22 protein-coding genes are annotated in these 18,551 nt (G+C 67.5%); 13 read left to right on the plus strand and 9 right to left on the minus strand.

What is annotated here, in order from left to right:
• The first annotated feature begins 37 nt into the window (after window positions 1-37).
• From WDLP6_RS03775 to WDLP6_RS03785, 3 genes are all read left to right on the plus strand, one after another.
• Window positions 38-418 (plus strand): VOC family protein, encoded by a 381-nt coding sequence (locus tag WDLP6_RS03775; RefSeq protein ID WP_162591272.1) that lies wholly within the window; start codon window positions 38-40, stop codon window positions 416-418.
• A gap of 14 nt (window positions 419-432) precedes the next feature.
• Window positions 433-1,137: an alpha/beta fold hydrolase gene (locus WDLP6_RS03780; protein ID WP_162565851.1), complete on the plus strand. Its 705-nt coding sequence runs from the start codon at window positions 433-435 to the stop codon at window positions 1,135-1,137.
• 383 nt (window positions 1,138-1,520) lie between these two features.
• Entirely contained in the window at window positions 1,521-2,426 is a 906-nt protein-coding gene (locus tag WDLP6_RS03785) for a hypothetical protein (RefSeq protein ID WP_162591273.1), read from the plus strand.
• 84 nt (window positions 2,427-2,510) lie between these two features.
• On the opposite strand, the gene WDLP6_RS03790 is transcribed toward WDLP6_RS03785, so the two are convergent.
• Window positions 2,511-4,190, minus strand: a complete 1,680-nt coding sequence (locus WDLP6_RS03790) for a DUF3300 domain-containing protein (protein WP_332105433.1) — start codon at window positions 4,188-4,190, stop codon at window positions 2,511-2,513.
• A 68-nt stretch (window positions 4,191-4,258) separates the two neighbouring features.
• Window positions 4,259-5,011, minus strand: coding sequence for a transporter (locus tag WDLP6_RS03795; RefSeq protein ID WP_162591275.1), 753 nt, complete (start codon window positions 5,009-5,011; stop codon window positions 4,259-4,261).
• Between the two features lie 143 nt (window positions 5,012-5,154).
• Between WDLP6_RS03795 and WDLP6_RS03800 the strand changes: the two genes are divergently transcribed.
• A complete protein-coding gene (locus WDLP6_RS03800) occupies window positions 5,155-5,367 on the plus strand; it encodes an oxidoreductase-like domain-containing protein (RefSeq protein WP_162594955.1) in 213 nt (70 codons plus the stop codon).
• A gap of 60 nt (window positions 5,368-5,427) precedes the next feature.
• On the opposite strand, the gene WDLP6_RS03805 is transcribed toward WDLP6_RS03800, so the two are convergent.
• The 4 genes from WDLP6_RS03805 to WDLP6_RS03820 are packed head-to-tail and all read right to left on the minus strand — an operon-like array spanning window position 5,428 to window position 9,194.
• The gene (locus WDLP6_RS03805; RefSeq protein ID WP_162591276.1) at window positions 5,428-5,814 is read right to left on the minus strand and encodes a nuclear transport factor 2 family protein; all 387 of its coding nucleotides are present in this window, start codon (window positions 5,812-5,814) and stop codon (window positions 5,428-5,430) included.
• Window positions 5,815-5,860: 46 nt separating this feature from the next.
• Window positions 5,861-6,919, minus strand: a complete 1,059-nt coding sequence (locus WDLP6_RS03810) for a malate/lactate/ureidoglycolate dehydrogenase (RefSeq protein ID WP_162591277.1) — start codon at window positions 6,917-6,919, stop codon at window positions 5,861-5,863.
• 27 nt (window positions 6,920-6,946) lie between these two features.
• A complete protein-coding gene (locus WDLP6_RS03815; protein ID WP_162591278.1) occupies window positions 6,947-8,473 on the minus strand; it encodes a UxaA family hydrolase in 1,527 nt (508 codons plus the stop codon).
• A 13-nt stretch (window positions 8,474-8,486) separates the two neighbouring features.
• Window positions 8,487-9,194, minus strand: a complete 708-nt coding sequence (locus WDLP6_RS03820) for a FadR/GntR family transcriptional regulator (protein WP_162591279.1) — start codon at window positions 9,192-9,194, stop codon at window positions 8,487-8,489.
• Between the two features lie 114 nt (window positions 9,195-9,308).
• On the opposite strand from WDLP6_RS03820, the gene WDLP6_RS03825 reads away from it, so the two are divergent.
• From WDLP6_RS03825 to WDLP6_RS03855, 7 genes are all read left to right on the plus strand, one after another.
• Window positions 9,309-10,043: an SDR family oxidoreductase gene (locus WDLP6_RS03825; protein ID WP_162565858.1), complete on the plus strand. Its 735-nt coding sequence runs from the start codon at window positions 9,309-9,311 to the stop codon at window positions 10,041-10,043.
• Window positions 10,044-10,173: 130 nt separating this feature from the next.
• The gene (locus WDLP6_RS03830; protein WP_162591280.1) at window positions 10,174-11,022 is read left to right on the plus strand and encodes a fumarylacetoacetate hydrolase family protein; all 849 of its coding nucleotides are present in this window, start codon (window positions 10,174-10,176) and stop codon (window positions 11,020-11,022) included.
• A gap of 131 nt (window positions 11,023-11,153) precedes the next feature.
• Window positions 11,154-11,837 (plus strand): amino acid ABC transporter permease, encoded by a 684-nt coding sequence (locus WDLP6_RS03835; protein ID WP_162591281.1) that lies wholly within the window; start codon window positions 11,154-11,156, stop codon window positions 11,835-11,837.
• A 13-nt stretch (window positions 11,838-11,850) separates the two neighbouring features.
• A complete protein-coding gene (locus WDLP6_RS03840; RefSeq protein ID WP_162591282.1) occupies window positions 11,851-12,498 on the plus strand; it encodes an amino acid ABC transporter permease in 648 nt (215 codons plus the stop codon).
• Window positions 12,482-13,210, plus strand: coding sequence for an amino acid ABC transporter ATP-binding protein (locus WDLP6_RS03845; protein ID WP_162591283.1), 729 nt, complete (start codon window positions 12,482-12,484; stop codon window positions 13,208-13,210). Before WDLP6_RS03840 ends, WDLP6_RS03845 begins: the two co-directional genes overlap by 17 nt.
• A 45-nt stretch (window positions 13,211-13,255) precedes the next feature.
• The gene (locus WDLP6_RS03850) at window positions 13,256-14,074 is read left to right on the plus strand and encodes a transporter substrate-binding domain-containing protein (protein ID WP_162565863.1); all 819 of its coding nucleotides are present in this window, start codon (window positions 13,256-13,258) and stop codon (window positions 14,072-14,074) included.
• 13 nt (window positions 14,075-14,087) lie between these two features.
• Window positions 14,088-15,194: a mandelate racemase/muconate lactonizing enzyme family protein gene (locus WDLP6_RS03855; RefSeq protein WP_162591284.1), complete on the plus strand. Its 1,107-nt coding sequence runs from the start codon at window positions 14,088-14,090 to the stop codon at window positions 15,192-15,194.
• 39 nt (window positions 15,195-15,233) lie between these two features.
• Here WDLP6_RS03855 and WDLP6_RS03860 read toward each other — a convergent pair whose 3' ends face one another.
• The 3 genes from WDLP6_RS03860 to WDLP6_RS03870 all read right to left on the minus strand — a co-directional run bounded on the left by WDLP6_RS03860 (window position 15,234) and on the right by WDLP6_RS03870 (window position 16,366).
• Window positions 15,234-15,482, minus strand: a complete 249-nt coding sequence (locus WDLP6_RS03860; protein WP_162565865.1) for a hypothetical protein — start codon at window positions 15,480-15,482, stop codon at window positions 15,234-15,236.
• Window positions 15,479-15,793, minus strand: coding sequence for a hypothetical protein (locus WDLP6_RS03865; protein ID WP_162565866.1), 315 nt, complete (start codon window positions 15,791-15,793; stop codon window positions 15,479-15,481). The genes WDLP6_RS03860 and WDLP6_RS03865 overlap by 4 nt, the downstream gene beginning before the upstream one ends.
• Window positions 15,794-15,871: 78 nt before the next feature.
• Complete coding sequence (locus tag WDLP6_RS03870; RefSeq protein WP_162591285.1) at window positions 15,872-16,366, minus strand: hypothetical protein; 495 nt, start codon at window positions 16,364-16,366, stop codon at window positions 15,872-15,874.
• A gap of 165 nt (window positions 16,367-16,531) precedes the next feature.
• Here WDLP6_RS03870 and WDLP6_RS03875 point away from each other — a divergent pair, with 165 nt between their 5' ends.
• Both WDLP6_RS03875 and WDLP6_RS03880 read left to right on the plus strand, forming a co-directional pair.
• A complete protein-coding gene (locus WDLP6_RS03875) occupies window positions 16,532-17,323 on the plus strand; it encodes a GntR family transcriptional regulator (RefSeq protein ID WP_443083391.1) in 792 nt (263 codons plus the stop codon).
• Between the two features lie 16 nt (window positions 17,324-17,339).
• Complete coding sequence (locus WDLP6_RS03880) at window positions 17,340-18,542, plus strand: ABC transporter substrate-binding protein (RefSeq protein ID WP_162565868.1); 1,203 nt, start codon at window positions 17,340-17,342, stop codon at window positions 18,540-18,542.
• Window positions 18,543-18,551: the final 9 nt, after the last annotated feature.

The raw sequence follows: 18,551 nt of genomic DNA on the forward strand, positions 1-18,551 counted from the left end.
CGCGCGCAACCCCCGTTTCTCCCACCAAGGACCTGCCATGCTCAAGATCTCCGGTTTGTATGCCTACGTTCCTGCCCACGACGTCGAACGCTGCCGCGCCTTTTATGCCGACACGCTCGGGCTCGGCCCGGGCCGCAAGGCCGGCCCCGGCTATACCTTCGAGTGCGCGAAGGGCACCGCCTTCTTCGTCTATCCGACGCCCAACGCGGGAACCAACCAGGCCAGCTGCGCGTTCTGGCAGGTCGACGACGTGGAAGCCGTGGTCGCGTGGCTGAAGGGCCGCGGCGTCGTGTTCGAAAGTTATCCGATGCCCGAGAGCGCGCCCGGCAGCAACGTCTATCCGAACCAGGGCGCCAAGGCCGCGTGGTTCAAGGACACCGAAGGCAACATCATGGCGGTGGTGGAAAGCAGCTACTGAATCGGAGACTTGCGATGGCGACATTCCTGTTGATTCACGGCGCCTGGTCGGCCGCATGGGCCTGGAAGAAGCTGCGCGCGCCGATGCGCGATCGCGGCCACGAACTCTTCACGCCGACCCACACCGGGCTCGGCGAACGCGCGCATCTCGCGCGGCCCGAGATCGACCTCGAGGCGCATATCGCCGACGTGCTGGCCGTGATCGAGTTCGAGGATCTGCACGACCTGGTCGTGGTCGGCCACAGCTATGGCGGCATGGTGGCGACGGGCGTGGTCGACCGCGTGCACGAGCGCGTCAGGCGCCTGGTCTACCTCGACGCCTTCGTGCCGCGCGATGGCCAGTCGGTCTTCGATCTGCTCGGCGAGCCGACGCACCAGCAGGCGATCGCGCTGGCGCGCCAGGGCGGCGACGGTTGGCGCGTGCCGCCCAATCCGATGCCGCCCGACACGCCCGAGGCCGACAAGGCCTGGGCCATGCCGCGCCGCCGGATGCAGCCGCTGCGCACGCTGGAGCAGCGCCTGCCGCTGACCGGCGCGGTGGATCGCGTGCGCCGCTCGTACATCTACTGCACGCGCGTCGCGCCCGGCGATCCGTTCCGGCCTTTCGCGCAGCGCGCGCAGGCCGAGGGCTGGGACTACCGCGCGCTCGATGCCAGTCACAACCCGCAGATCACGATGCCGGAGACCTTGGCAGACGTGTTCGACGAGATCGCGCGATAGGCCGGCTCGTCGCATTGGCGGCGATGGCGGCTCCGATGCGTGCGCCATCGCACCGAAGCGATCACGCCTGAACGCAGTCGCTTGGAAATTTGCTGAACATGGCCGCTTTCATGTTCGTATATCTCCCAGATTGAAAGAGTGACCGCCTGTACGTACTCTCTGCCGCCGTCTCCGTTTCTTGCACGACAAGCAATGGGCGACGCACAGGGAGGAGCAGCACGTGCCGCGTCGCGTTTCCTTGCACATGAAACCCTTGGGGTATCTCGCATGCACGCTGAGTGCGATGGTCGCCGGCGCCCGGTCCCTCCGCTTCTGCCAATTCGGCCGCGGCTGAATACAGGGCCCGGTTCGCTGAGGCAGCTGTGGCGCAACAGGAGAACCCCTTGGTCTCCTACAAGTCTCTCTCCGGTGCCGCCCGGCGCGACCGTCTCGAATGGATGTACCGCCAGGGCGTTCCGGTCACGGCGCAGTCGGCCGCGGCCGTGCGTACGCTGCTCCAGGGTGCTGTCACCGACGACGAGCGCATCGTGCTGGTGCGCATTCTGGGAAGCCTGTACACCGAGGAGGATGCGACCGGCTACAACGCCGACATTCTTCTGGATCTGCGGGCGCTCGCGAATGACGCCAACAAGGAGGTGGCGCATGCGGCGGTGTCGACCTTTGCAGGGATCGGCTATCTGCCCGGATCCGATGCATTGCTTAAGGATGCTTTCGACCATCAGCTGCTCGACCCCCCAGCGTATTCCCGCGAGATGCTGCGCCTGATGGCAACGGCGCCGGCGGATGCCTGGGCCGGCATGCTGGACCGTCTCCCGGCGCAATCGGGAATGTCCGTGGCGGACACGCTGATCGTGCCTCTTCAGCAGGACCCGGCCTTGCTGAAAAAATACGCATCCGCCAATCTCGGAAGACTTCGGCAATTCATCGAGAAGAACGAGCCCGTGTTTCTCGATGCACCGGATCAATTCGATTTGAATCTCGCGACCCGGTACGCCAATTGGTTGCGGGCCCTGGCGTGCATCGAAAGCCAGCGTTCGGGAATGGCGGTCGACGATGTGCTGGTCGGCACGTTGAGCATGCCCGGAACCGACGGTCGAAAGGTCATCGCGTACCTGCTGTCCCCCGAGGCAACGCCGCTGCTGCGGTCCGCGCATGCGGACTCGCCGGCGGCAGGGCTCGTCGACATCGTGGGTCGCTATGCCGCGCAGTACCCGGGCAGCATGCCGCTGCAACAGGCGGCCATGGTCGTCACGCACGGCGCAGTTCCACCCCGAGGGAAGAGCCGATGAAACATCGCGGCCGGCGGGGCACGCAATGTCCGGGGGACGCATTGGCGGTACATCTGAATGGCCGTCAACGACAACACCGCGTCCTCACTGGTTCTGCTTGTGCTCGCCGGGGCCATGCTGCCCCGCGGGACGGCCGCCGCGTTCATGCGGCTGCGGCTGCGGCTGCGGTTGCCGCTGCGCCGCGCGCGGCGGGCGAGCTTGGGCTTGCGTCTGCCGCTGTGCTTGAGCCTGCTGTGTCCGTTGCTGCTGCGCCTGCATCTGCTGTTGACGCTGACGCGTTTGTGTCTGCGCCTGTGCCTGCTGGTTGCGCGCCTGCTGCGCTTGTGCACGTTGTTGCTGTTGCTGCTGGCGGGCCTGCTGTTGCTGGTTTTGTTGCAGCTGTTGCGCCCGGGCGCGTTGCGAGGCGTCTTCCTGCCGATGCGGCGGCCGCTGTGGCCGTTGCTGCAGCACGTGGGCCTGCTGTTGCGTCGGCTGCTGCGTCCGTCGTTGCTGCGCCTGCTGCTGTGCCTGCGCCTGTGCTTCCTGCGCACGGATCTGTCGCGTCTGTTGGCGTGGTGCCTGTGCCTGCTGCTGGCGTTGCTGTTCCTGCTGCGCGCGCGCCTGCCGTTGCTGTTGCAGCATGGCTTGCTGCGCCAGTGCCCGTTGACCCTGCTGGGCTTGCTCGCGCTGCAGCTGCTCCGCCTGCGTCTGCTGCTGGCGTTCCTGTGCCTGCAGGGCTCGCACCTGCTGCGGATTGGCGCCGTTGACGACGGTGTTGCGGATGTGGTTGTTCACCACCGTGGTCGAGCGTGAGATGTAGGTCGAGCGGTTGTAGACCACCGCGGGCCGATCGAAGGCCGGCTGCGCCCGCGCACTGCCGCCGCGCGCGCCGTCCGGCCGGCCCCAATGCATGCCCCATGCGTGCCAGCCCCAGTCATGGCGTTCGAGTGCCGCGCCGACCACCACGCCGACGCCGAAACCCAAGGCACCGGCCGTGGCATAGGACGGCGGCGAATAGACGTAGCCGGGATAGATCGCCACCGGGTCGCCATAGAACTGCTGCGGATCGTAGGCCGGCACGTAGACCACGTCGGGCTGTGCCGGTTCGATGGTGATGAATTGCGCCGGCGGCTCGATGATCGGCGGCCCTGCATAGAGCAAGGGCGTATTCGGATCCGGCGTGTAGTCGGGCGGCGCAACGGCCGTCGCGACGCGCAGCCGCGTCGTGCTCTGGAGCTTGCCTGCTTTCGACGCGCGCTGGCGCATGACCTGGATCGCGTTCATCACGTCGTCCGGATCGTTGTAGTAGGCCTCGCCCAATGCGGTGGTCCACGGCAGGTTCTTCGCCATCTGGTCGAGCACCGGCCTGAACGCGGTCAGCGACTTCACGCTTGCGTCCCAGGGCTGCTGTTGCGCGGCATCGGCCAGCGGGCCGCCTTTGAGCGTGCCGTTCTGGGCCAGCCATTGGTCGGCGGCCGTCACCTGCGCGGGGTAGGTCGCGCCCGCGAGCACCTGTGCCACCAGCTTGTCCGGGTAGAGCGCGATCGGTGCGACCATCTCGTAGAGCTGGTCGGCGCTCGGCGGCGTATAGCCCGTGGGGGTGGGCGCCGCGGGCGCGACGGCGGAGGGTGCTGCGGCAGCGGGTGCGTTGGCCGGCACGGATGCGGTCGGTGCGGCAGGCGCAGGCGCGGTGCCGGGCTTGTCGCAACCTGCGAGCATCAGCGCAGCGGCGCAGAGCGCGACCGCGAGCGGCCGGGAAACCTGAAGGGGAGGGGGTGATGTCATCGTCATGGAATGCCGACCCTAGCGTACGCGCCGGCGCCACCTGTGACAGCCGGTATCGGCTGCGCGTGTCAGCGTGATCCGCCCTGCCAGAGCTGCCCGAGCGGCAGCACCACGCCCGCGAACAGCGAGTTCGCCGCCGGCCGCGGCCGCACCGCGTGCGCGATGCCGAAGTCGAAGGTCAATCGCTTGTTCGGGCTGAAGGTCAGTGCCGAGAGAAACTGCAACCCGTTGTCGGCGCCGCGGCGATGCGTGCCGGAGACTTCGCCCGTCAGTCCCCAATGTTCGGACAGCGGGATCGAGAACGAGGTCGATGCGCCCAACTGCGTGCGCGCGCTGCCGGGATCGGCCAGGCCCAGGCGCGTGGCATTGAGATTGGCGTCCATGTGCACCGGGCCGAAGTCGCGGCTGTAGATGGTGTTGATCGTGTAGTCGGTCTTGCCGCTGCCGATCGTGTCGCGGGCGGTCGGAATCTTGACGCCGAATTCCATGCCGAAGGCGCTCGCGTCATCGACGATCCACGCGCGCTTGAGCGTGACGGTGGTGTCACCCACGCCCTGCGACCGGCCGAGGTCGTTGTCCTGCGTCCAGACATGCGCGTCGCCGCCGACGAGCACGCCCCACTCGTTGCTGAAAGCGAGCTTGAAGAGGTAAGGCAGGCTGCTGCGATGCGAAGTCCCGTCTCTCATGCGCAGGCCGCCGAGTTCGAACTCGAGCTGCCCGGGGTAGGGCAGTTGCGCGGGACTGGAGATCGAAGGGCGGTAGGGCGTGATGGGCGGGCCTTCGTCGTCATCGGCCGCGTGTGCGGCGCCGGCGAGTGCCATGGCCGCCAAGGCGATCGGCAGGCCTGTGCCCGCGGGTCGCGGGCGTGGTCTTGGGAGAACAGCGTGTGTCATGGGATGCATCGGAAGAGAGGACCTGGATTCTGACCCGGCCGCATCGCCGGATCTAAGATCGGCGCGTGGAAATGCCCTCCGTCTTCGATGCACCCTCGGCCGCTGCCGCCATCCATCGTCTCGCAGCCCGCCTTCGTGCCGAGCGCGTCGAGCACTTTCGCCCGCCGCCACCGGAGCCCACCACCTGCTGCGGCCGCGGCTGCGACGGTTGCGTCTGGGAGGGCTATTTCGCAGCGGTCGCGTGGTGGTTCGAAGACGCGGCGATGCTGCTGAAGCAGTCGTAGAAGCGGCCTTGCATGGCGCAGATTGAATACGACTTCGACGGTGCAGCAGAGGCGCGGGCTTCACCCCGCCTTGTCCACGAACCCACCTGCCTTCGCCTCATGCGGCAGCGACCACCCGAAGTACACCTCCGCCTCGACGATCTTCCCGTCGCATGTCGTCAGGAGTTCCGTGTTCCGGAAGCGATGCCCGCCCTTGACGCGGCCTTCGTAGGTGACGAAGACGCGCGGTCCGTCCTGCACCAGGTGGACGTAGTCGAAGCCTTCGGTGTTCTCGCTGTTCGGCCAGCAGCGTGCGAAGTAGGCGGCGCGGTCCAGCCGGTTGTCGAGCGGGCTCGTGAAGTGGAAGTCGTCCGCCAGCAATGCTTCGATCGCTGCGCGGTCCTTGCTCACGTAGGCCGCGTAGCAGGCCTTGACCAAGGCGATGGGGTCGGTGTGCGATGACGTCATCGCTTCACTCTAGCCATCGCCCAGGGCGCCGCAAGTCGCCGCCGTCCTACGCGATCGCCACGCCCACCCTGGCGCCGGCCGCCTCGATCTCGCTCCAGGTCGCGTCGTCGAGCGCAATGCCGTCGCGCTCGCGCGCCATGCGCGCGCTGCGCTCGGGCTCGCCCGCGATCTGCACCGCATCGAAGCCGGCGCCCGGCGGGCTTTGCCGCAGCCAGTCGATGAAGGCCTTCGCCTCCTCTGCGAAGCTTTGCTGGGTGCCCAGCTTCGCCGGATCGATCAGCACGGTCAGCATGCCGTTGAACACCGGCCGCGCCGTGTCGGCCTCGCGGTGCCAGGTGCCGCTGCCGGTCAGCGCGCCGCCGAGCAGTTCGCAGGCCACGGCCATGCCGTAGCCCTTGTGCTCGCCGAAGGTCATCAGCGCGCCGAAGAGCCCGTTGCGCTGCGGGACGACGACCACGCCCGGATCGTCGGTCGGCGCGCCACGTTCGTCGATGAGGTAGCCCGCCGGCACGCGCTCCCCCTTGTTGTGGGCCACGCGCATCTTGCCCTGCGCCACCCGGCTGGTCGCGAAGTCGAGGATGAACGGCTCCGCGCCCGCGAGCGGCACGCCGATGCAGCAGGGGTTGGTGCCGAAGCGGCCGTCGCCCCCGCCCCAGGGCGCGACCACCGGGCGCGACAGCACGTTGACGAAATGCATCGACACGAGCCCTTGCGCGGTCGCCATCTCGGCGAAGTGGCCGATGCGGCCCAGGTGGTGCGCGTGGGCGAGCGACAGGATGCAACTGCCCTGTTGCCGGGCACGCGCGATGCCGAGTTCCATCGCCTGCACGCCGACGACCTGGCCATAGCCGCGCTGGCCGTCGAGCGCGAGCATCGCGCCGGCGTCGAGGTCGACCTTGACCGAGGTGTTGGGTTGGAGGCCGCCTTCGGCGATCGCATCGACATAGCGCGGCACCATGCCGACGCCATGCGAGTCATGGCCGCTCAGGTTGGCGAGCACGAGGTTGGCCGCGACCTGCTCGGCCTCGGCTTGCGCGCTGCCGGCGGCGGCGAGGATGCGGGTGATCCGGGTGCGAAGGGCGGCGGGTGCGAGGGTGATGGTCATGGTGGGCATCTGCTATGCGTCGCGCGCTCACATCACCGCACCGACTTGCCATGGCACGAACTCGTTCTGACCATAGCCATGCTTCTCGCTCTTGCTCTGCGCGCCCGACGCCGTCGCCAGCACCAGTTCGAAGATGCGCTGCCCCATCTCCTGGATCGACGCGGTGCCTTCGACGATCTCGCCGCAGTTGATGTCCATGTCTTCTTCCTGCCGCTGCCACAGCGCCGAGTTGGTGGCGAGCTTGAGCGAGGGCGAGGGCGCGCAGCCGTAGGCCGAGCCGCGTCCGGTGGTGAAGCAGATCATGTTGGCGCCGCCGGCCACCTGGCCGGTCGCGCTCACGGGGTCGTAGCCCGGCGTGTCCATGTAGACGAAGCCGTGCGCGGTCACCGGTTCGGCGTATTCGTACACCGCCTCGAGGTTGCTGGTGCCGCCCTTGGCGACCGCGCCCAGGCTCTTCTCGAGGATGGTGGTGAGGCCGCCGGCCTTGTTGCCGGGCGAGGGGTTGTTGTTCATCTCGCCTTCGTTGATGGCGGTGTAGTGCTCCCACCAGGCGATGCGGTCGACCAGCTTCTGGCCGACCTCGCGCCGCACCGCGCGGCGCGTGAGCAGATGCTCGGCGCCATAGACCTCGGGTGTCTCCGACAGGATCGCGGTGCCCCCATGCGCGACCAGCAGATCGACCGCTGCGCCGAGCGCGGGGTTGGCGCTGATGCCCGAGTAGCCGTCGGAGCCGCCGCACTGCAGGCCGATGGTGATGTGCGCCGCGCTGCAGGGCTCGCGCTTCACCGCATTGGCGCGCGGCAGCATCTCGTTGATCAGCGCGATGCCTTTCTCGACCGTCTTGCGCGTGCCGCCCGTGTCCTGGATGTTGAAGACGCGGAAGTTCTCGCCTTCGGCCAGATTGCCGGTGGCGAGCCACGCGTTGATCTGGTTCGCCTCGCAGCCCAGCCCGACCACCAGCACGGCCGCGAAGTTGGCATGCGTGGCATAGCCGGTGAGCGTGCGTTCGAGGATCTGCATGCCCATGCCCTGGGTGTCCATGCCGCAGCCGGTGCCGTGCGTGAGCGCGACGATGCCGTCGACGTTGGGATAGGCCGCGAGCGCCTGCGGGTTCGTCTGGCGAGAGAAGTGGTCGGCGATCGCGCGTGCGGCGGTGGCCGAGCAGTTGACGCTGGTGAGCACGCCGATGTAGTTGCGCGTCGCGACGCGGCCGTCGGCGCGCCGGATGCCCATGAAAGTGGCTTCGCGGCGCGCGGGCGCCGGCTTGACGTCGGCGCCGAAGGCGTAGTCGCGCGCGAAGTGGCCCTTGTCCGGACCCATGTCCAGGTTGTGCGTGTGCACGTGCTCGCCGGGCGCGATCGGCTTGCTCGCGAAGCCGATGATCTGGTTGTAGCGGCGCACCGGCTCGCCCTGCGCGATGGCACGCACGGCGATCTTGTGGCCGGGTGGGATCAGGCCGCGCGCGACCACGTTCTCGATCGCGGCGCCGCCGAGCACCTGCGCGCGTGCGATCACCACGTCGTCGGCGGGATGGAGTCGGATGAAGGGGTTCATGGGGGTTCTTTCATCAGGGCGCATGGGCGCGACGCCAGCTCACAGAGAAACGCTGGTGCGCCTTGTCCATGTGTTCGTGCATTGCCATGCGTGCCGCATCGGGGTCGCGCGCAACGATGGCGGCCAGCACGGCTTCGTGTTCGGTGATCGCGCTCTGCCACGACTTGCCCGTCTCGAAATAGCCGCCCAGCCGCTTGAACAGCGGGCCGAGGCGCGAATCGAGAAAGCCCTGCACGGTCTCGGTCAGCACGGCATTGCCGCTGGCGCGCACGATGGCGAGGTGAAAGGCGCGGTCGGCGTCGAGCGGCATCACGCCGCGTGCGGCGAGCTCTTTCATGTCGTCGAGAGCGCGCGCGATGGCATCGCGGTCGGCGCGCTTGGCCAGCGTGGCGGCGAGCGCGGCGGTCTCGCCCTCGACCACGCGGCGTGCGCGGATGAGTTCGAGCGGACCCCAGCCCATCACCTCGACCGGCGTGCCGCTGCGCTTCGAGCGGTCGAGCACGTAGACGCCCGAGCCGGTGCGCACCTCGACGCGGCCTTCGACCTCGAGCGCGATCAGCGCCTCGCGCACCGAGGGCCGGCTGACGCCGAACTGCTTGGCCAGGTCGCGCTCGGCCGGCAGGCGCGCGCCGGTGGCGAACTCGCCCTTCGCGATCAGCGTGCGCAGCTGATCGGCGATCTGGCGGTAGAGGCGTTGCGGTTCGACGGTCTGCAGCGGCACGGTAGCGCGGAGTTTAAGGGTTGTCCTTAATTGGACAAGTGGTCAGGCCAATTCAGAATACGATCCGCACCGGCCCGCAACCATCGGGCGAAACCCTCGACAAGGAAATTCCCCATGAGACTCCAAGGCAAGACGGCGCTCGTCACTGCCGCCGGCCAGGGCATCGGCCATGCCAGCGCGCGGTTGCTCGCAGCCGAAGGTGCGCAGGTCTGGGCCACCGACGTCAACGAGAAGCTGCTCGAAGGCTTTGCCGGCATCGCCAACATCCGCACCGCGAAACTCGACGTGCTCGACAAGGCCGCCATCGATGCCTTCTTCGCCGGCGTGCCGGCGCTCGACGTGCTCTTCAACTGCGCGGGCGTGGTGCACAACGGCACGGCGCTGCAGGCCAGCGACGACGATCTGGACTTCGCGTTCCGCCTCAACGTGCGCGCGCAGATGTGGACCATCCAGGCCGCGCTGCCCGGCATGATCGCGGCCGGGCGCGGCAGCATCATCAACATGGCCAGCGTGTGCTCCAGCATCAAGGGGCTGCCGAGCCGCTTCGTCTACGGCACCACCAAGGCGGCGGTGCTCGGCCTCACCAAGAGCGTGGCGGCCGATTTCGTGGGACAGGGGATCCGCTGCAATGCGGTGTGCCCGGGCACGGTCGATACGCCTTCGCTCGGCGATCGCATCAATGCCAACGCCGATCCGGTCGCCGCGCGCAAGGCCTTCATCGCGCGTCAGCCGATGGGCCGGCTCGCGCAGGCAGAAGAGATCGCGCCCCTGGTACTGTTCCTTGCCAGCGACGAATCGCAATTCGTCACCGGACAGGCCTACTCGGTCGACGGCGGCATCACGATATGACGCTCGCCCCCAGGCTGCGCGCACTGCGTGTCGCTTCGCCAACCCCCCTGCCGGGGGCGGGCCGGCCGCTTCGGGCGGCCGTGCGCGGCGGCCCCCTTGTATTTCTGTTTCTCTTGAAAGGATTTTGTTCATGAAACTCGTACGCTTCGGCAACCCCGGCAAGGAAAAGCCCGGCCTCATCGATGCCGACGGACGCCTGCGCGACCTCAGCGCCGTGGTCAAGGACATCGGCCCCGATCAGCTCGGCGATGCCGCGCTGGCCAGGCTGCGCAAGCAGAAGGTCGACAAGCTGCCGATCGTCCGCGGCTCGCCGCGCATCGGCTGCCCGGTCGGCGGCATCGGCAAGTTCATCGCCATCGGCCTGAACTACTCCGACCACGCGGCCGAGACCGGCGCCGAGATCCCGAAGGAGCCGATCGTCTTCACCAAGGCGATCTCCTGCATCCAGGGCCCGAACGATCCGGTGATGCTGCCCAAGAACTCGGTCAAGAGCGACTGGGAAGTCGAGCTCGGCGTGGTCATCGGCACGCGTGCACGCTATGTCTCGCAGAAAAGTGCGCTCGACTTCGTGGCCGGCTACTGCACCATCAACGACGTGAGCGAACGCGAGTTCCAGACCGAGCGCGGCGGCACCTGGGACAAAGGCAAGGGCTGCGACACCTTCGGCCCGATCGGCCCGTGGCTGGTCACGCGCGACGAAGTGCCCCATCCGCAGAAGCTCGGCATGTGGCTCGATCTCAACGGCAAGCGCATGCAGACCGGCAGCACCAGGACCATGATCTTCGGCGTCGCCAAGCTGGTGAGTTACGTGAGCCAGTTCATGACGCTGAATCCGGGCGACGTGATCACCACCGGCACGCCGCCCGGCGTCGGCCTCGGCATGAAGCCGCCGCTCTACCTCAAGAAGGGCGACGTGATGACGCTGGGCATCGACGGGCTCGGCGAGCAGCGGCAGAACGTCGTCGCGTTCAAGCTCTGAGATGAGCTCTCCCCCAGCCTCGCCCACTTCGTGTGGCTCTGCACCCCCTTCCAGGGGGCAACACCAGCGGCCCGGCGAAGCCGGTTCCGCGGTGTTTCACGAACGGGCCTGGCTTCGCCGGCCGGTCTGCGGTGACGTATCAGTTTGACTTTGCCGCCGTGCTGGCGCAGTGGCCGCTGCTGCTCGAAGGCGCATGGGTCACGGTGCAGCTGTCCTTCCTGGCGACGGTGATCGGCTTCGTGCTCGGCGCGCTGTGCGCGGTCGGGCGCGGCAGCCGGCACGCGTGGCTGCGGCGCGTTGTCGGTGTGTATGTCGAAGGCATCCGCAACACGCCGCTCCTGATCCAGGCCTATTTCCTGATCTTCGGGCTGTCGAGCGTGGGCGTGACGATGCCGATCCTGGTCGGCGCGGTGCTTGCGCTGGTGATCAACATCGGCGCCTACACCTGCGAGATCATCCGCGCCGGCATCGAGTCGATCCACAAGGGCCAGCTCGAAGCCGCGGACTGCCTCGGCATGTCGAAGCTGCAGGTGTTCTGGCACGTGATCCTGCGGCCCGCGGTGGAGCGGGTCTATCCCTCGCTCACCAGCCAGTTCGTGCTGCTGATGCTGGCGTCGAGCATCATGTCCTCGATCGGTGCCGAGGAGCTGTTCGGCATCGCCAACCGCATCCAGTCCGACACCTTCCGCAACTTCGAGATCTTCCTCGTGCTGTGGGCGGTGTACCTCGCACTGTCGTACCTGATGCGGCTCGGCTTCTGGCTGCTCGGGCAGATCGTGTTCACGCGCCGGCGCAAGCTCGGCACGCCGCTCTGACGAAGGCCGCGGCATGACGCACGAGCAAGCCACCTACCTGCTGCTGGGCGCCATCGGCACGCTGGAGCTGTCGGTGCTGACCTTCGTCGCCGGGGGTCTCGCCGGGCTCGGCATGGCGCTGGCGCGCATCTCGCCGTTGCGCGGCGTGCGTGTCGCCGCGGCGGCCTGGATCCAGGTGATCCAGGGCACGCCGCTGCTGGTGCTGATGGGGCTGTGCTTCTACGGTCCGAACATCCTCGGCATCGGCTCGGTGCCGGCGCTGGTGGCCGCGGCGCTGGCGATGACGATCTATGCGAGCGCCTTCCTCGGCGAGATCTGGCGCGGCTGCATCCAGTCGGTGCACAAGAGCCAGTGGGAAGCGGCCGAATGCATCGGCCTCACGCGCTGGCAGCGCATGGTCAAGGTGGTGCTGCCGCAGGCGCTGCGCATCGCGACGCCGCCGACCGTCGGCTTCATGGTGCAGATCATCAAGAACACCTCGATCGCGTCGCTGGTCATCGGCTTTGCCGAGCTTTCGTACAACGCCAAGGTGCTGAACAACTCGACCTTCCAGCCCTTCATCTATTTCGGCTGCGCGGCGCTCCTGTATTTCGCGATGTGCTATCCGCTCTCGCGCTGGAGCCGCGCGCTGGAAAGGAAACTCAATGCAAGCCGTGGTTGAACTGGACCAGGTCCACAAGAAGTTCGGCGCGCTGCATGTGCTGCGCGGCGTCTCGTTCTCGGTCGGCCGCGGGCAGGTGGTGGCCATCATCGGCAAGAGCGGCTCGGGCAAGAGCACGGCACTGCGCTGCATCGACCGGCTCGAGACCGTCGACAGCGGCAGCATTCATGTCTGCGGCCATGCGGTGCACGACGCCGCGCTCAACGTGCGCGCGCTGCGCCGGGACGTCGGCATCGTGTTCCAGAGCTACAACCTGTTCCCGCACCTGACGGCGCTGCAGAACATCACGCTCGGGCTGACCTCGGTCAAGCGCCTGAGCGCGGCCGATGCGCGCACCATCGCGATGGAGGTGCTGGCGCATGTCGGCCTCGCAGAGAAGGCCGAGGCGTATCCCGAGCAGCTCTCGGGCGGGCAGCAGCAGCGCGTGGCGATCGCGCGCTCGCTCGCGATGAAGCCGCAGGTGATGCTGTTCGACGAGGTGACCTCGGCGCTCGATCCCGAACTCACCGGCGAGGTGCTTCGCGTCATCGAGACATTGGCGGCCGAAGGCATGACCATGGTGCTGGTGACGCACGAGATGGCCTTCGCGCGCGGCGTCGCCGACAAGATCATCTTCATGCACCAGGGCCAGATCTGGGAGGAGGGCGACGCCTCGATGCTGGCCGATCCGAAGACGCCCGAGCTGCAGCAGTTCCTGGGCAACGGCCTCTGAGCCGAGCGCCCGCCGATTTCATTCCAACCACGAGGATCACGAGACATGAACCACTTCCAACGCCGCCGCATTCCCCTGTTGCTGTCGAGCCTGCTGCTGGCCGGCGCCACGCTCGGCCTGGGCGTCGCCGCCCATGCGGACCAGCTCGACACCATCACCGCCGCCAAGAAGATCCGTGTCGCGATCGATCTCGGCGTGCCGCCCTACGGCTTCAAGGACGACAAGCTCAACTCCACCGGCTCGGATGTCGAGACCGCGCAACTGCTGGCCAAGGACCTGGGCCTCGAACTCGAGATCGTGCCGACGACCGGCGCCAATCGCATTCCCTTCCTGCAGACCGACAAGGCCGACATCGTGATCTCCAGCCTCTCGGTCACGCCCGAGCGCGAGAAAGTGATCGATTTCTCGATTCCCTACGCCGGCATCTCGGCCGTGGTCGGTGCGCCCAAGAGCATGAACATCAAGAGCGCCGCCGACCTGTCGGGCAAGAAGGTGATCGCCACGCGCAGCACCACCAACGACCAGGAGGTGACCAAGATCCTGCCGAAGGACGCGACCATCGTCCGCTTCGACGACGACGCGACCTCGATCACCGCGATCGTCAGCGGCCAGGCCGACATCTTCGCGACCGCGCCGCCGCTGCTGAAAGCCATCAACGAGAAGAACCCGGCCAAGCAGATGGAGGTCAAGTTCACGATGAAGGTCAACATGCTCGCGGTCGGCTTCCGCAAGGGCGAGCCCAAGCTCAAGGAAAAGATCGACGGCTGGATCCGCACCAACCTCAAGAACGGCAAGCTCGATGCGATCTACAAGAAATTCCACGGCGCCGACCTGCCCGAGGAAGTGACGAAGAACGGCGCCTGAATCGGATTGCGACATGGCAGCCAGGATCGACCAGGTCGAGATCACGCAGATCGACATCGCGCCGAAGGTGCGGCGCACCGACGCCATCCAGTCCTTCGTCACGCAGGAGACCGTGATGGTCACGCTGCGCTGCGACGACGGCTCGGACGGCACCGGCTACACCTACACCATCGGCACCGGCGGCTCGTCGATCGTGGCGCTCTTGCGCGACCATCTCGCGCCGCTCCTGATCGGGCGCGATCCGCAATGCGTGGAAGCGGTCTGGCGCGACCTGTTCTTCCACACGCATGCCACGGCGGTCGGCGCCATCACCAGCCTCGCGCTCGCGGCGATCGACACCGCGCTGTGGGATCGCAATGGCCGCGCCGCGGGCCTGCCGCTGTGGCGCATGGCCGGCGGTGCCGGGCCGCGCGTGCCGGTCTACACCACCGAAGGCGGCTGGCTGCACCTGGAGCCCGGCGAGCTGGTCGAGCAGACGCTGGCCGCCAAGGCGGATGGCTTTCTCGGCGCCAAGATCAAGGTCGGCAAGCCGCATGTCGCGCAGGACATGGCGCGCCTGTCGGCGGTGCGCAGCGCGGTCGGTGCGGATTTCGAGCTGATGGTCGATGCCAACCAGGCGTTCACGCTGGCCGAAGCGATCCGCCGCGCGCGCCAGTACGCCGAACTCGACCTCGCCTGGTTCGAGGAGCCGATGCCCGCCGAGCACGTGGCCGCGCATGCGCAACTGCTGGCCAGCACCAGCGTGCCGATCGCGGTCGGTGAATCCATGTACCACTTGTCGCAGTTCGGCGAGTACGTGCACAAGGGTGCGTGCTCGATCGTCCAGGCCGACGTGGCGCGGGTTGGCGGCATCACGCCCTGGCTCAAGATCGCGCACCTGGCCGAGGCACACAACCTCGCGATGTGCCCGCACTTCCTGATGGAGCTGCACGTGAGCCTGTGCGCGGCGGTGCCCAACGCGCGCTGGGTCGAATACATCCCGCAGCTCGACGACCTGACCACCAGCCGTCTGAAGATCGAGGCCGGCCATGCGCTGGCGCCCGAGACGCCCGGGTTGGGTATCGAGTGGGATTCGGCGCAGCTGAAGGCGCGCCGCAAGTTCGCGCCGATCGTGATCTGACGCAGCGCACGGCCGGCCGCGCGCTGGCTCTTCAGCCGCTCAGGAATGCGCGACCGACAGCAGGTTGTCGATCGCGAGCACCACGTCGTCCTGGGCGTCGCGGCTGGGCGTGCCCTCGGTGAGCAGCTGGCGGATCAGGCGCAGCGTGTTGAGTAGTTCCGCTTCCATCTCGGTCATCAGCGGAATCACCTCGTATTGGGGGTACTTGCCGCGTGCGCCCATCGGCCGGCCTGGCCCGGACAGGTCGACGTCGTAGCCCTCGCGGACGGCTTCGGCCTGGGTTTTCATGACAGCTGCATCAGGTCCGAGATGCGCTGGCCCATCGCCTGGATGCGCGAACGCCTTTCCCCGGCGCGCCGGCTGGCCAGCAGTTCGAGCGCCTGGGCCACCGATTCGGCGCCTTTGTCGCCTTCGGCCGTGCGATGGCGCCACGCGTCGGCCAGCTCGGCCAGCTGTCTGCTGTTGAGACGTTCCACCGCGGGACGCGGCTCGCGCACCGGTGCCGGCCCCGTCCCGGCAGGCGGGAGACTGGCGCGCAAGAGGTCGAGCAGCCCCTTGGAGGACCACCGCAGCTGGGAAGAGGAGGTTTGTGTTTCCATGTAATACATTGTGCCTAGTTACAGCACGCGTAACAAGATATTTCGTTACTTTCTTCTTACCTGCGTGAAAAAAGCCATTCAGGCGGCCCCGGTGTCCTGGAGATGGCTTCGATACCCGGCGGCGCCGGCATCCCGCGAGGAAACATCCAGCCTTTCGAGGATCCGCGCCACGTGCCGCTTGACGGTGTGCGGGTCGCGCGAAGCTGTTGCGCGACCTCGGCCCCATGGCGCAGCATCGCGACGTCCCCGGCCGGCGCGCGCGGCCGATTCGGCCAGCGCCTCGGGCGACTTGCGCCACGGCGGGTCATGGGGTTCCAGCGCCTCGCACCGGCAGGAGACAAAGCGTGGAAGGTCGTCCTCTTCGTCGGCCCTCAGCCACAGCGCGATGCAGCCCGGCGGCAAGGACTGCAACTGGCGCGACAGCGCAGCCGTCTTGCCGTAGCCCGCAGGCGCCACCAGAAGAACCAGCCGCCGTTCCAGCAGCGCAGCATGGAGGTGGCGGTCGAGTGCTTCACGTGCCGTCCATACGGTGCGCAAGCGGGGCGGCCTTATCTTGGCGTGGGCGAAGGTCATGGCGGGCGTCTCTGCGGTGGCGATTTCATGCCGGCGCGCGGGCCCGCCGATTGCGGCCCCGCGCGGCCTCGCAGTGCGAGGGGACGCGTGCCCGCATCGGTCGATGCCCGGCCCCATCAAAATGTCCTATTGACAGAACAATGGAAGTGACCAACCATCGCGGCCATGTCGCAGATGCCGCTGCCCAAATACCACCAGATCTACCTGGTGCTGCGCGAGCAGCTGGAAGAGGGGCGCTTTGCCGACGGCCTGCCTGGCGAGCTGGCGCTGATGGCGCAGTTCGGCGTGGCACGGGTCACGGTCCGGCGCGCGCTCGAGCGCATGTCCGCCGAAGGGCTGATCTCGCGCAACCCGGGCCGCCGCACGCGCCCCGTCGCCCCGCCGGCCGCTGCCGAAGGCCGCGCCGCCGACGGCAAGGGACGTGCGCATTTGCATGGGCTGCTCGAGAACCTGGTCACGATGGGGCTGCACACCTCGGTCAAGGTGATCGACGTGGCGACGATCCCGGCCTCGACGGCGGTGGCGCAGGCGCTGCAGCTGCAGCTCGGCGATCCGGTGCAGAAGGCGGTGCGCGTGCGCTCGATGCGCGCGGGCCCGCTGTCGCACATCACCACCTACGTGCCCGCGGAGATCGCGCAGCAGTTCGGCCGCCGCGAACTCGCAAGGAAGCCGATCCTGATGTTGCTGGAGGAGTCCGGCGTCAAGGTCGGGCGTGCCCACCAGACCATCTCCGCGCGGCTCGCCGACAACGTGCTGGCCGGGCATCTCGACGTCGCCGTCGGCTCGGCCCTGCTCGCCGTGCGGCGCCTGGTCTACGACGATGCCGACAAGCCGGTGCAGTGGCTGCATGGCTTCTATCGGCCCGACCGCTACACCTACGAGATGCAGCTCTCCCGCGTCGGCAGCATCGACGCCAAGGTCTGGATCAACCAGGATGTTCCCGCTCCATTCAACTGAAGAAAAAGGAAAGCCCATGTCCAATCGTCGCCGCTTCATGTCGCAATCCGCTGCCGTGGCTTCCGCCATCGCGTTCCCGCTGGTGGCCGGCGCGCAGCCGAAGACCGTCAAGGTCGGCGTGCTGCATCCGGTCACCGGCGCACTCGCCTACTCGGGCCAGCAGTGCCGGCTCGGTGCGCAGATGGCGATCGAGGACATCAACAAGGCCGGCGGCATCCACTCGCTCGGCGGCGCGCAGATCGAGGCGCTGCTGGGCGACGCGCAGTCCACCCCGCAGGCCGGCACCGCCGAGGTCGAGAAGATGAACGAGGCCGGCGTCTCGGCGATCGTGGGCGCCTTCGCCTCGGCCATCTGTCTGGCCACCACGCAGGCGGCGGCCAAGTACAACCTGCCGCACGTGGTCGATGTCGGCGTGGCCGACCAGATCGTCGAGCGCGGACTGAAGAACACCTTCCGCTTCGGCCCCGGCTACAACAAGTCGACCGAAGTGGCGATGGCCAACCTGCTGGTGCTCAACAAGGCCGCGGGCAATCCCGCCAAAACGGTGATGATCATCCACGAGGACTCGTTGTTCGGCACCGGCACGGCGCAGCTGCTGTCGCGCGAGCTGCCGGGCTACGGCTTCGAGGTCAAGGAGGTGGTGAAGCACGCCAACCCGACGCGCGACTTCAACAACATCGTGCTGCGCATGAAGTCGATCAACCCCGACATCGTGATCCCGGCCAACTACTACAACGAATACGCGCTGCTGGTGCGCACGATGCAGCAGCAGAAGGTGTCGCCCAAGGCGATCTTCTCGGTGCTGGGCGGCGCGGCGTCGAGCTACAAGTTCGTGAAGGAATACCCCGAAGCCGCCAACGGCATCATCGATTGCAACCACTGGTTCAACCCGAAGGACAAGCGCTCGGCCGAACTGCGCAAGCGGGTCGAGGCCAAGGGCCTGTTCTTCAGCTACGAGGTCTTCATGACCTACACCGCGATGGGCCTTCTGGCCGATGCGATCGAGCGCGCGAAGTCGACCGACCGCGCCGCGATCATCGATGCGCTGGAGAAGAGCAGCTTCTCGAACCACATCATGCCGTACGGCCCGACGAAGTTCGTCAACGGCCAGAACCAGGGCGCGCAGCCGCTGATGACGCAGGTGTTCAAGAACGACATCAAGGTGATCATTCCGCGCGACTATCGCGAGGTGGAGCCGGTGTTTCCGCTGAAGGCGTGAGGATGAGCG

Source organism: Variovorax sp. PBL-E5 (genome assembly GCF_901827185.1).
Lineage (GTDB): Bacteria > Pseudomonadota > Gammaproteobacteria > Burkholderiales > Burkholderiaceae_C > Variovorax.

Bases quoted from the DNA above. Each gene is read 5' to 3' on its own strand.
- WDLP6_RS03775 (WP_162591272.1), top strand. From the start codon at position 38: ATGCTCAAGATCTCCGGTTTGTATGCCTACGTTCCTGCCCACGACGTC.
- WDLP6_RS03780 (WP_162565851.1), top strand. From the start codon at position 433: ATGGCGACATTCCTGTTGATTCACGGCGCCTGGTCGGCCGCATGGGCC.
- WDLP6_RS03790 (WP_332105433.1), bottom strand. From the start codon at position 4,190: ATGACATCACCCCCTCCCCTTCAGGTTTCCCGGCCGCTCGCGGTCGCG.
- WDLP6_RS03795 (WP_162591275.1), bottom strand. From the start codon at position 5,011: ATGGCACTCGCCGGCGCCGCACACGCGGCCGATGACGACGAAGGCCCG.
- WDLP6_RS03800 (WP_162594955.1), top strand. From the start codon at position 5,155: ATGCCCTCCGTCTTCGATGCACCCTCGGCCGCTGCCGCCATCCATCGT.
- WDLP6_RS03805 (WP_162591276.1), bottom strand. From the start codon at position 5,814: ATGACGTCATCGCACACCGACCCCATCGCCTTGGTCAAGGCCTGCTAC.
- WDLP6_RS03810 (WP_162591277.1), bottom strand. From the start codon at position 6,919: ATGACCATCACCCTCGCACCCGCCGCCCTTCGCACCCGGATCACCCGC.
- WDLP6_RS03815 (WP_162591278.1), bottom strand. From the start codon at position 8,473: ATGAACCCCTTCATCCGACTCCATCCCGCCGACGACGTGGTGATCGCA.
- WDLP6_RS03825 (WP_162565858.1), top strand. From the start codon at position 9,309: ATGAGACTCCAAGGCAAGACGGCGCTCGTCACTGCCGCCGGCCAGGGC.
- WDLP6_RS03830 (WP_162591280.1), top strand. From the start codon at position 10,174: ATGAAACTCGTACGCTTCGGCAACCCCGGCAAGGAAAAGCCCGGCCTC.
- WDLP6_RS03840 (WP_162591282.1), top strand. From the start codon at position 11,851: ATGACGCACGAGCAAGCCACCTACCTGCTGCTGGGCGCCATCGGCACG.
- WDLP6_RS03845 (WP_162591283.1), top strand. From the start codon at position 12,482: ATGCAAGCCGTGGTTGAACTGGACCAGGTCCACAAGAAGTTCGGCGCG.
- WDLP6_RS03850 (WP_162565863.1), top strand. From the start codon at position 13,256: ATGAACCACTTCCAACGCCGCCGCATTCCCCTGTTGCTGTCGAGCCTG.
- WDLP6_RS03855 (WP_162591284.1), top strand. From the start codon at position 14,088: ATGGCAGCCAGGATCGACCAGGTCGAGATCACGCAGATCGACATCGCG.
- WDLP6_RS03860 (WP_162565865.1), bottom strand. From the start codon at position 15,482: ATGAAAACCCAGGCCGAAGCCGTCCGCGAGGGCTACGACGTCGACCTG.
- WDLP6_RS03865 (WP_162565866.1), bottom strand. From the start codon at position 15,793: ATGGAAACACAAACCTCCTCTTCCCAGCTGCGGTGGTCCTCCAAGGGG.
- WDLP6_RS03870 (WP_162591285.1), bottom strand. From the start codon at position 16,366: ATGACCTTCGCCCACGCCAAGATAAGGCCGCCCCGCTTGCGCACCGTA.
- WDLP6_RS03875 (WP_443083391.1), top strand. From the start codon at position 16,532: ATGTCGCAGATGCCGCTGCCCAAATACCACCAGATCTACCTGGTGCTG.
- WDLP6_RS03880 (WP_162565868.1), top strand. From the start codon at position 17,340: ATGTCCAATCGTCGCCGCTTCATGTCGCAATCCGCTGCCGTGGCTTCC.